Below are 12153 nucleotides of genomic sequence, written 5' to 3'. Positions count from 1 at the left end.
ATTTGTTGGTTTTAAGAAATTGGAATTTTTTTAGTTGTTAACTTTTTATTGAAATGTATTGTACTGAGCTTACTCTCACTAATGGGATAAATAGGTTTATTATTCTTGATAAACTTCTTCACTATTGGGGAGTTATTCCATGTAGCGGCTTCGGTATATAACTCGTCTAAATGTGGTACTATGAAAAGCTTATCAAAAACGTCTTCAATCAACCCCATTAGATTATGTGCATGATGGGTAACATACTTAATATCTTCTTTGGACAATGGATAATGACTAGGATAAAAGGCTTCTATATCTGTTATTATAGAAACAGCAGACCCTCGAGGATTGGCAAATATTTTACCTAAGATTCCGAAACTTACGCCTTCTACCATGGACTGAGCATACAGTAATCGATAGAGAACGATATTCATAAAATATTGCTCATAAATAGTTTCGTTATAAGCTAATGAATCGGCTACTTGATATCCTGAAATGATACTAGAATTATGGGCGCGATACCACGAACATTCATTGGGTGTATTGATATAATCAAGCCAAAAATTAACTGGAACCGGTAAATCTTGAAACACCTCACCAGATTCTTTGATCAATTGGGCAAGGGTTGCTACATATAAAAAATGGCTGTTCACTTCTCTCCACCATGGACTTCCTGAAGGTTGTACATTCAAAGGGTTAAGCGTCCCTCTTTTTATTTCCCAATCAATAAATGCTAATTCAGAATTTCCTAATCCTTCATTTCCTTCAATAAAAGGATCTCCATATTTTTGATAGAATTCGTAACGCAGTTTATAGCGGCCTTGAGGATTATCAGAGACTCCAAGTACAATTTCTTTAGCCTTTTCCTCAAGTATTTTAAGTTGGTTCATATGGTAGTAAAGTTTTGTATATAGTTCTTAAATTTACGAGTTAAAATGTTAAATACAATAAATATTTTTAGGGAATCTTACTCATATATTTCATAAATTTACTTATCATGCAAAAATGATTTTTCAAAATATTAAGCATTAAGAATGGCAACTTATTTCAAATACTATTTAGGGTTCTTATCCATTATATGGTTGTCAACTCTTACTTCATTTGGTCAGACAGCGATTCTTCTGGATGATTCCACAGAACTGCAGGATATTGGAAAACAAACTTATTATCTGGAGGATGCTTCTCTTGGATTATCCATCGAAGAAATCACAAATAATAACCTAGAAACACCGTTTAAAGCATATTCACAAGAAACTATAAATTTTTCCAGTACAGCTTCCGCTTACTGGTTAAAATTCAAACTTACTAAGACAACACCAGGTAATTTTTTTCTGAATGTCGGTTCGGCTTACATTGATGCTATATCTCTTTATGAATTTGATGAGAGAAATACACTAATTTCTACCAGACATACAGGTGATGACTTGCCATTCGATACTAGGGAAATTGAAGTAGGTAATTATTTATTTGCTCTTGATTTTGATGAGGATATCACACGAACCTTTTACCTTAGAGTAAAGAGTGATCAGCCTTTGTTTTTCCTTCTTAGAGTAGGAACACTTTCCAACTTTGTAGCATACGAGCATGATTTAGACTTTCTTCAGGGAATCTATTTTGGTTTTATGCTCTTGATCTTCCTATATAACCTCTTTTTGTATTTTTCAACTAGAGAGAGAATATACCTCTACTACATCGCCTATGTATTCAGTATTACATGGTTTATGGCTTCTGTATTTGGATATTTCTTTGAATACTTTTGGCCGAATACGCCTTTTCTTAATCAATTAGTAGTGGTCAGTTCTGGATTGACCATGATAACGGCTACTTTGTTTACCCAAAAATTTCTGAATACCAAGAAATCCGATCCTCGCTTGCATAAAGGTTCTATGGTGTTTCTTGTTATAGGCTTTTTAGTGTGTGTATTTGTAATACTAGGTTATAAAATAGCAGGTCTGAAGTTAGCTCAAGGCGGTCTTCTAATCATGGCAATGTATTTTCTTATCTTAGGTATTCGATTTAAATTAAAAGGATTTCGTCCTGCTATCTATTACTTATTCGCGTGGGGAGCTCTTATTATTGGCATCTGTTTTGCGATACTAGAATCATTAAACCTGACTTTTGTAATGACCTATTTAAATGCGATGCAGATTGGTTCTGCCTTGGAAGTATTGCTACTTTCCTTTGCACTAGGTGATCGGATTAATATGTACAAAAAGCAAAAAGAAGATGCACAATTAGAAGCGCTGATATCAGCCAAAGAAAATGAAAGATTGATTCAAGAGCAAAATATATTATTAGAAGAGAAGGTGAAGGAACGAACGGCAGAAGTAGCCATCCGAAACGAAGAACTAGTCAATCTGAATGAGGAAAAAGATATGCTGGTAAATTTGGTTGCCCATGATCTTAGAACTCCTCTGCATCAAATGAAAGGATTAATATGGTTACTTGATATACCAGCTATGGAAGTAACTGAAGACCAGGAAACCTATTTAAATGAGATTAATAATTCTGTTGATCGCTTAACACAAATGATAAGTCGTATATTGGATACACATGCTTTGGAGAAAAATGAAGTCAAGTTAATAAACGAGATTATTAATTTGAATGAACTAGTTCCATATGTAGTCCAAAATTTTCATCTCGCTGCAACAGAAAAAAATATTAAACTACTGGTAGAAGTTGAAGAAGGGAATCATTTTGTCGAAGTGGATAAAAACTACCTGATACAGGTTTTAGAAAACTTACTTTCTAATGCACTCAAGTTTTCTAAAAAAGGAAGTAAAGTGGTATTGCATGTAAAATCTTATAAAGGAAAAACAAAAGTTGTGGTCGAAGATAACGGACCTGGTATTAGCGAAGAAGATCAGAAGAAATTATTTGGAAGGTTTCAAAAACTCAGTGCGCAACCTACAGCTGGTGAATCATCAATAGGTCTAGGGTTATCCATCGTAAAAAAATATGTAGAAGCCATGAATGGCGAAATCCATTGTGAAAGCAAATTAGGTAGCGGAACCAAATTTATTATCACTTTTGACTCTAAAGGTGAATTAGAAAAAAGCCAAAGTTAATGTACGGATTACTCAAATAGTAAACATTAGCTTCTCTAAAATGAACAAAACTTTCACCATTAGTAAACCTTCTACTCTTCTATCTCTTTATATATCAGTTTTTTTTACATATTATATTGGGAAGTGGATTTTCTTTCTATTATTGTATATTTTTATATTCTAGTAGGTTTATCTTTAAAGATAGGTTAAAAAAAATGGTAGTCAAATTATTAATAGCGATCATAAGTGGTATTGGACTTGGAATAAGTTTGTTCTTTGGAATTTATTTACTTAGAATTAAAAAAATCCAGAACACCATATTAGGAGTATTACTTATCATGCTAACTTTAAGGATTACCAAATCCGTTTTTTATAATTATGTAGAGCTCCCTGTTTTTATTAAGAATCTTGGTTTAGCAGCCAATTTAGCAGTGGGTCCTTTATTATATCTCTACGGATATTCACTCTTTATAAAATCGAAAATTCAATTGAAATTGGTAATATTTCATTTTATCCCTAGTGCTGCTTATATTATTTTTTGTGATTATTTCCCAAATGAAATTAACAGTAACTTTTGGAAATTGAGTTATAGTTTCATCTTAATGCATTCATTTTCTTATGTAATCGCAAGTCTATTTATCTCTGAGAAAAGACAAATTACAGTAAACAAAAAAGTAAGAGAATGGTATATTTTATTGGTTTTGGCTCTTTGCCTAATGTGGATAGTCTATGCTTTAATATTTATTAAGGTAATTCCTGTCTATTCTGCTGGTGTAGTTGCATTTTCTATTCTAATGTTTATAACACTATTTTTAGCTTATGATAGAAAGGGAATATTTGACAACAAAAACAATAAAGAAAAATATCTTAACACTACTATTACTATAGAAGATGGTGAAGTCCACCTAAGCCAAATAAGAAAATTAATAATGGAAGATCATCTTTATTTAGATCCTAATTTAAAATTAGTGTCTTTATCTTCCAGACTTAATTTATCTCCTAGAGATATTTCTATGATAATAAATAGACATGCCAACAAGAATTTTTCAAATTTTATAAATGAATATAGAATTAAAAAAGCCAAAGAACTCCTTAGTTCCAGTCATCCAGATACAAAAATTATAGCTATTGCTTTAGATTCAGGTTTCAATAGCCTGTCTTCTTTTAATGTAGCATTCAAGTTATTTACAAAATCTACACCATCTGAATATCGATTAAAAAACAGTACTCGAATAGTTTCCTAGTATTTTATATTAAATCTCTATTGGATTCATGAATCCGATAGAGAGTATCCCTAATTTTTAGTTGATTTAGAAAAACTTTAAAATTATGGATACAACTAACAGAAGACAATGGTTAAAAAACTCTTTGGCAGCCTCTGCTGCTTTAAGTCTATTTCCTTTGGATGCTTTTTCTGAAATTAATGGAGACTATTATAGCGAAGATGATAAGAGTAAAAAAAGTACTGTAAGAAGATTACTTTACAATGAGAATCATCTCGGTCCAAGCAAGAATGTAGAAAATACAATTAAGCAAGTTATATTTCGTAGCAACCGGTATTCAACTTTCTATGAATATGATGCAAAAACTCTAAAACAACTGATAGCAAAACAAGAGGGTTTGAAGCCCGAAAATGTGCTACTGGGTCATGGATCTTTTGAACCTTTAATATGGGCTGCAACTCATTTCGGAAGTAAAGGAGAACAAATAATTGTTCCCAGCCCAACATTTGACGTAATTGGACTTTTTGCCAGAAAGATAGGAGCAAAAGTTACACCTGTGGAAGTAGATTCAGATTTCAGAATGAATTTGACAGAAATGGAATCCAGAATTAGTTCTGAAACTAGTCTTTTAACGCTCTGTAATCCTAATAACCCAACAGGGACTGTTATAGAAACTGAGAGATTAAAATCATTTTGCAGACTTGTATCGGATAAGACCACTGTACTTGTCGATGAGGCATATATTCATTTTATGGATTCTTGGAAAAACAAATCCATGGCACCTCTCATTGCTGAGGGAAAAAATGTTCTCGTTACTCGCACTTTCTCTAAGATATATGGTTTAGCGGGTTTACGAATTGGTTTTATGTTAGGACCAGAATCACTTATAGCCGAAATGGAGAAAAAATTCACTTTAGGTTTTCCTGGTAATATGCCTAATTCACTTAGCGTTGCATCTGCAATTACATCCTTAAAAGATGATGTCTTTTTGGAAGCATCAAAAAATAACAATATCAAAACACGAAATGCATTTTACAATGAGCTTGATAAACTTGGACTCAATTATATTCCTAGTGAAGCTAACTTTGTATACTTTGATGTTAAAAACTTTAAAGCCTACAAAGAGCTTATGTCTAAGAATGAAATTTTGCTTGCCGGTGGTTGGCCAACAAAATCAAATTGGGCACGAGTAACTATGGGATCTGAGGATGACATAGGTTTTTTGTTTGATAAAATGAAAGGAAAGAAATGGTTATAACCATTTCTTTCCTTTCATTTTATTTTTTCAAGTAGTATCCAATATACTTGTTCTCTATATATCCAATAATTTAAATTCCTTTCATACTATTGTTACGTTTGTTATGTTCAACTTCGGCTAAACCCAAAGCTTCCATTAAAGGAGGAATATACATACCCACTCGACCGCGTAATCCTTTTTTTAAGCCGTACCAACCTCCTATTGGATTTTCTGGAGAGCGTCCCCAAAACTCTACTGTGCCTTCTTTTGCCTCCACTTTCTCATCTTTACTGCCTAAAAGCATCCAATCTCCATGTTTTTTGAGCATATCGTGCAAATCTTTTATGATTCTGATATCATAATGTAATATCGTAGATTTTACTGTACACACTAAAATTACTTTCCCGTCTTTCTCAGCAACATGCATGGTATACTCGGATGATAATGAAGGAGTTTTCAATACTATGGGGTTTTCAGCCGTTCCTATGGTTTCTTCATAATTCATATTATCTTAGTTCTTTTGTTTAATTACTTCTTTTTCTAAATCATTAGTGAATTTTTCAAACGCTTCGTCAAATGGTGGAATCATTTTGGAAAATATTGGAAAAAGAGGACCTCCGATAGTTTCACTCATACGAAACATAACACCTTCATGATAGGGTTGTATTAAAAATGTTCTCCTACCCATGAAATCAGCCCAAACCAATTTTTTATTAGGTATAAACTCTTTAATTTTTAATTTAAATGTACGTTTTTCCGCTAAATAGCTTTTTAGTTTGATTGTTTGTCCTTGCTTAATAATACCTTCAAACACAGTAATCGTGCTATTCCATTGTGGATACTCTTTTCCGCAAACGAGCAGATCCCATATTATTTCAGGTTTAGCATCTATATATCTTTCTATAGAAGTTGTTCTACTAAACATTTTTTTGATTGTTTGAGCCTTCACATTAATAGTATCTTTCATGAATAATCGTATAAGTATTCAAATGTAATCTCTTACCATTTTAAACGAGTTAATTAGAAGTCTCATTAGTATTTTTGAGACTAATTGAGGGTTAATTTATCTAAGAAATTTATTGATTTGAGTAACAAATACTAACTTACGTTGTCATTTATTTATGATATAAAATACATCTTAAAATTTTTAAATATTGATACAATACATGAATACGAATTTCCCAGATATGCTAATGAATGGTATTTTAATATGTCTTTATTCTCAACTAATAATCCTAGGCATTTTTAATATTTTAAACAGAAGATTAAGAAATATCATTCTTGGTTCATTATGTTGTTTGTTAGCAATGTCTTTTATATATACTATTTATTGGCCAAAGTTCAACATGAACTTAAGTGCCAATATATTATTGGGTGGCTATAAACATATGTTTTTACCATCACTAATTTACCTATATATGCTAGTGCTCATAAAAAAAAATCAAAATCATTTGATTCTTAAAAATTTAATACCTCCCATTATTGTACATAGTTTTTATTTATCGGTAAAGTTTGGCTTCAATGCTTTTTATATATCAAACATTATCAACCTTGTCGGTTTTATTAATATTTTTATTTTCGCATCCTACCTTTTTTATTTCATCAAAGGTTTATTGCTTCTAAAAGAACTTAAAATCATTCTATTACCGCCCATTCATAAGAGATATACTATTTTCTTTGTTGTAATGTCTTTATATGGAATCGTACTAGTATCAGAGGCTATTATTCCATTTTTGTTTGGTGAAGAGAAACTCAAAGCTACATCCAGTTTTTTATCATCAAATTTCTACATTAACATAGCGATTATAGTTAATCTAGGTATGTTGGTATTTGCTTTTATCGAGTCTCCTTCTTTAAAACCTATTTTACTAGGTGAAAAAATATATACAGGTTTCGATACCATAAAAAATAATGAAAAGATAATAGCCTTTATAAATGATGTTTTCGACACTCAAAAGTTATTTTTGAATACTGATTTTGATCTGAAACTTTCACTAAAAGCCTCACAAGTAAATGAGAAAGAGTTTAAATTATTCCTAAAAAAAGAATTCAATAAATCTCCTATAGAATTTATAAATACATATAGAGTTGAAGCCTTTAAAAAACTAGTAGCTTTAAGTGAAAATAATAAATATAGTTTATTGGGAATTGCAAATAAAGTAGGTTTCAACTCAAAAGCAACTTTTTACAGAAACTTTAAAAACATTGAAGGTGTAACACCTAAGGAATATTTACAAATCACAAAAAATATAGAATAAAAAATATAAAGCGCTAAGGTTTTTTTAAGATTTCCCAAGTCCAATCAATGATTTGTTGACTAATCTTTTTCTCCCAAGTACCAGGTTTAAAATTAAAACTACTCGTATAATCTGGATGAATAGTACTCCAATGATCTAAATCTTTATACTTATATAATTTATGATTTTTATGATTTTTTGCCTTTAAAACTGATATAATCATATCGTTATCATTTTCGGTCATAATCCAATCATTAGTACCCCATCTTATACGCACAGGGACTTTTATATTTTCCCAATGTTTTGCGAAATTAAAATCTTGTACTTGATGATAATAATTCATAGGTCTTCCATACATATGCTGGAGACCTTGTCGATGGTACTTAACATAAGTAGGATTATCTTTTAAAACATCTTCAAAGCTCCTCTTTTTCACAAGCATTTCATAGTATAGTGGTATATATATTGTATTCATCAGATTATAGATTTCTTCTTGAGTTTTATCCTCTATTTCCAAAATTCGCCTCTCAATTTCTAACATGTGTTCGTACCAGGATTTGAAAAAAGTTCCGTCAGAAATAACACCTGCAAGACTAAACTTAGTTGCTAGATATGGTGCTAAAGCACTTCCCATACTATTACCATAAACAACAACCTTAGAACTATCCACATAAGGCTTTGATTTTAATTTTTTTATAGCAGATTCGTATCCATTAAGTTCTGTTAAAAAATCTGTTTTTCCACAATCACCTTCACTATCGCCAACTCCAGGTTTCTCAATTCTCATAACTACCATATTGGAGTTTTCTACCAAATCCTGAATAAGTTTAACCCAATTATTACTTCTACTTGAATATTTTTCAATAGAAGAACAGCTTAGCCCCTGTATGAGTACAATGGAAGGATTTTTTTGATTTCTCTTCCCTTTTGGTATCGTAATAATAGTTCGCTGTTTTATACCAAAATCATTAGTGATAGTTTCATAAAGGGTTTCTACATTTATATTTTCTTCCAGTGGCAATGGTTTTAATCTTACACTTTTTAAAAATAATTTCCCGTTACGTTTTGCTTCTATCTTAGTATCACGTACAGAACTTAAGCTGTAAGTTATTGCACTCCAATCTTCTTGATTTAAAACAGCTCTGTCATCGACTTTTATGATAACATCTCCTTCCCTAAATCCAGCTTTATGTAGAATAGATTTTTCAAGAATCTCGCTAATTTCAGCTCCCGGAATTTTATTATTAGGCCAAGATATTTTTGATTCAAAAAAGGCTCTTCGATTTAATTCTTGAGAATGAACAGTCAAACTAAAAATAATGAAAATAAATAGTATTCGCATGTTTAAAACATTTACTTAAAAAATAATATTTCGTTGTATTTGAAATGTAAATCTAAACATACTTCTATCTCGATTATCAGAATTTAAGTATCAAAACAAGAAATGATACTTTTTACAATATTTTCGACTATACATGTAATCTTCCTACTTTGAGAATTTAAATTCCTTTACTCTTTAATTATAAAATTTCACAACCACTAACAGTTAATCAACTTATTTACAAACAGAGATTCTTCATACAAAATGTTACTAAATAAAAATTATGCAAAACACCTCGGTAAGTAATCACGTTCTAAGAGCCCACCAAATATAGTAGACTACAACACATAACGTAATCTAAAAGTTATGAATCTAGGTAAGACAAAGGTTTCTGTGGATGAAACAAAAAGATTGTTCGCACTGTTGTTTACTCTTGACTTTATATCCAGGATATTAGTAGCTCTTAATTCATATTCCCACTTAGCATCTTTGTCTTTTCTATATGACAACGAAGCATTCCAGGTATCAAATGATTGGCTAGCGCCACCTTTTCTACTTTGCCTTGTGTATGTATAGTCTGTAACAAAAGTTAATGATTTCCATATGTAAGCATCAAAATCTATGGATGGTGCATTGGTATAAAATGTGGTTTTATTGGATCCTTGGGAATTGGTGGTGATACTGTAATTATATTGCACACTAACATTAGGTGCTTTTTTAAAATTAGTTCGTAGTCCTGGTCTGTAGCTTTGGGTAAACCCTTCGTTCACGGATCTCCTATCTTGAATGAATTGGTTGATCTTGCTATAATTAAAACTAGTGTTTAACGTTGCTCTAACTTTACCAAAAGTACGTTGAATACGACCAAAAGCAGAAAAATTTTCGTCTGCAAAACTAGAATTAAAAAACGTACTGGTTGTAATTACATTATCAAAATTAGTCAAGCCTCGTATTTGATCAATATTTTTTGAGTACGCCAATCGTGCAAAAATATTGGTATAATTGAACAGATTAAAACTGGAATAAAATAGACTTAAGTTATGAGATAAAGCGTTCTGTAAATCAGGTTCTCCAAATTGAATACTGTTAAAATTATTCAATACTAATCCTTGCGCTAATCTGGTAACATCAGTAAATTGATTACGCATATCGTAACGGAACGTAAGGCTTTCATTTTTCTTAAACTGTATACGAGTTTCAAAATCAGGTAATAACCTGAAAAAGCTTTCATTAAATTTCTGATTAAACTGACTGTTTTTGTTTACATAAGAGTGTACTGATAATCCAGGTGTAAAAATGAATTTCCCTGTTTTAAATCTATAATGAAATCCTAGATACACATCACTAAATGTATATTCTGTATCATTGGCTGCTCTTCCTTCATTAAAACTCGGAGTTGGATCGAATTGTGTACTATTATCTAAAAACTGAAATAATCTGGAATCGAAGTTTTGTTGACTAAAAATAGTTCCCAATGTCACATTTAAGTTGCTCTTTGCATTAATTATATAAAAATAGTCAAGCTTAGCATCTAGTTGATTTGATTTAATTCTTCTATTCTGTCCTAAAATATAATTTTCCAGAGTTGTATTCAAACCTAAGGTTTCGGCCGTATTATCAAACGGATCTCTGTCATCTGGGTTTACCTCATCATTATTTGTTGGATCATTTACTAGCCTGGCATTGTAAAAGGGATCCTCGTCTCTTAATAAATGTTCTACTTCTAATGCGAAAATACTACTCTCATTAAGCGTATAATAATACTTTAAACTTTGATTGATACTATAAGGTGTTGCTTCTTCGGTTTCTATAGTAGTGCCTAAAACAGATGAAAAGAAGTTTTGATCTTGTACATCTTTAGAAATGCGCCCCAAAACATCATAATCAATTTGGTTATTAACGTTAGGCTTGTACGACACACTTAATTTGAGTAATCCTTGATCAGATTTTTCTTCATTATTCTGCTCCGTTGATTCATCTGGAATCCCCAAATCAGCATCCGTGTACTGATTAAAGCTTGACTGCCTTGAAGAGAGACGACTTACATTAAAAATGGCAAAGCCACTTAGATCCAACGATTTATTAGGGGAATAACTAAAATTTGCAGCTCCTAATTTATTTCGTATCGCTGTAGCATTGTTCTGATTGGTTAAAAAACTTAAGTCATTATTCCCTAAATCTATACTGGTCCCGCTACTCCTGCTCGGTGATCTAAAACCTCCTCCAAAACTTCTAATATCTCTTCTGGATAAAGCGACTTCTCCGGTATTATTAATATCTCCGATAAAATTGATACTGTATTTTGGATTGTAGTAAAAAAGCTTTGGCTGCGCTAAATAGAGTGCTTCATCTGGAGAAAAACCTCCGCCAGCAGTTACGTTTCCAAACCAAAAACTCTCCTTCCCTTCTTTCAGTTTAATATTAAGCGCTACATTGTCCTGGTTATTAGTTACTCCCCGCAACTGGTCTACTTCTGAATAATTTCGAAGAACTTGTATCTTATCTACAGCTTTAGAAGGAATGTTTTTAGTAGCCACTTTGGTATCTCCATCAAAGAAATCTTTTCCATTAACCATTAACTTATTTACTACTTTTCCTTCTACCTCTACTTGTCCTTCTTCGTTAATCTCGACTCCAGGAAGGTTTTGAAGTACATCTTCCAGTTTACGCTCTGTACCCGTATTAAAGGAATCTGCATTGTAAATTAAGGTATCACCTTTTACCGTTACCGGCATTTCATAGGTTATTTGAACTTCATCCAAGGTATTTCCGAATCTTAATACTATATTTTTTGTAATGTCTATCTCTCCTACAGAAATAATTTCCTCATAATCTTTCATACCAATGTAACTAACCGTAAGCTTAAACTTGGTATTCTTACTAAGGTTCAGAGTATAATTCCCTTTGGAATCTGTAGTTCCATACGCTTGTAAAATTTTGGTATCTTGATTAATTGCAACTACGTTTGCCAGTTCTAATGGATTACCCAAACTATCCTTTACGGTACCTCTTAGCGCTACCTGAGCAAACGTACTATTTACTACACAAAGTAGTGCTAACACAAAAAGAGTTCTCATGAATTTTAAATAATGTATGAATCTTTAAA

The 12153-nt window shown here is 31.7% G+C and carries 9 protein-coding genes; 4 read left to right on the top strand and 5 right to left on the bottom strand.

Features of this window, described 5'->3' with window-relative positions; all coding sequences use genetic code 11:
* Positions 1 to 11 precede the first annotated feature (11 nt).
* Entirely contained in the window at positions 12 to 872 is an 861-nt protein-coding gene (locus Q0910_RS03150; RefSeq protein ID WP_299212499.1) for a hypothetical protein, read from the bottom strand.
* A gap of 144 nt (positions 873 to 1016) precedes the next feature.
* Here Q0910_RS03150 and Q0910_RS03145 point away from each other — a divergent pair, with 144 nt between their 5' ends.
* From Q0910_RS03145 to Q0910_RS03135, 3 genes are all read left to right on the top strand, one after another.
* On the top strand, positions 1017 to 3050 hold the full coding sequence (locus Q0910_RS03145; protein WP_299212497.1) for a sensor histidine kinase: 2034 nt from the start codon (positions 1017 to 1019) through the stop codon (positions 3048 to 3050).
* Between the two features lie 194 nt (positions 3051 to 3244).
* Positions 3245 to 4273, top strand: a complete 1029-nt coding sequence (locus Q0910_RS03140; protein ID WP_299212495.1) for a helix-turn-helix domain-containing protein — start codon at positions 3245 to 3247, stop codon at positions 4271 to 4273.
* A gap of 85 nt (positions 4274 to 4358) precedes the next feature.
* A complete protein-coding gene (locus tag Q0910_RS03135) occupies positions 4359 to 5510 on the top strand; it encodes an aminotransferase class I/II-fold pyridoxal phosphate-dependent enzyme (protein ID WP_299212493.1) in 1152 nt (383 codons plus the stop codon).
* Positions 5511 to 5580: 70 nt separating this feature from the next.
* On the opposite strand, the gene Q0910_RS03130 is transcribed toward Q0910_RS03135, so the two are convergent.
* Positions 5581 to 5994, bottom strand: coding sequence for a DUF6855 family protein (locus Q0910_RS03130; protein ID WP_299212491.1), 414 nt, complete (start codon positions 5992 to 5994; stop codon positions 5581 to 5583).
* A gap of 6 nt (positions 5995 to 6000) precedes the next feature.
* Positions 6001 to 6456, bottom strand: a complete 456-nt coding sequence (locus tag Q0910_RS03125; RefSeq protein ID WP_299212490.1) for a hypothetical protein — start codon at positions 6454 to 6456, stop codon at positions 6001 to 6003.
* Positions 6457 to 6682: 226 nt separating this feature from the next.
* Between Q0910_RS03125 and Q0910_RS03120 the strand changes: the two genes are divergently transcribed.
* A complete protein-coding gene (locus Q0910_RS03120) occupies positions 6683 to 7747 on the top strand; it encodes a helix-turn-helix domain-containing protein (RefSeq protein WP_299212488.1) in 1065 nt (354 codons plus the stop codon).
* A 13-nt stretch (positions 7748 to 7760) separates the two neighbouring features.
* On the opposite strand, the gene Q0910_RS03115 is transcribed toward Q0910_RS03120, so the two are convergent.
* Both Q0910_RS03115 and Q0910_RS03110 read right to left on the bottom strand, forming a co-directional pair.
* On the bottom strand, positions 7761 to 9068 hold the full coding sequence (locus Q0910_RS03115; protein WP_299212486.1) for an alpha/beta hydrolase: 1308 nt from the start codon (positions 9066 to 9068) through the stop codon (positions 7761 to 7763).
* Positions 9069 to 9385: 317 nt separating this feature from the next.
* A complete protein-coding gene (locus Q0910_RS03110; protein WP_299212484.1) occupies positions 9386 to 12124 on the bottom strand; it encodes a carboxypeptidase regulatory-like domain-containing protein in 2739 nt (912 codons plus the stop codon).
* Between the last annotated feature and the right edge of the window lie 29 nt (positions 12125 to 12153).

The sequence above is a fragment of the uncultured Aquimarina sp. genome, from assembly GCF_947495315.1.
GTDB lineage: Bacteria > Bacteroidota > Bacteroidia > Flavobacteriales > Flavobacteriaceae > Aquimarina.
The sequence above is the reverse complement of the archived record's forward strand: the minus strand, read 5'-3'. Positions and strand labels throughout refer to the sequence as shown.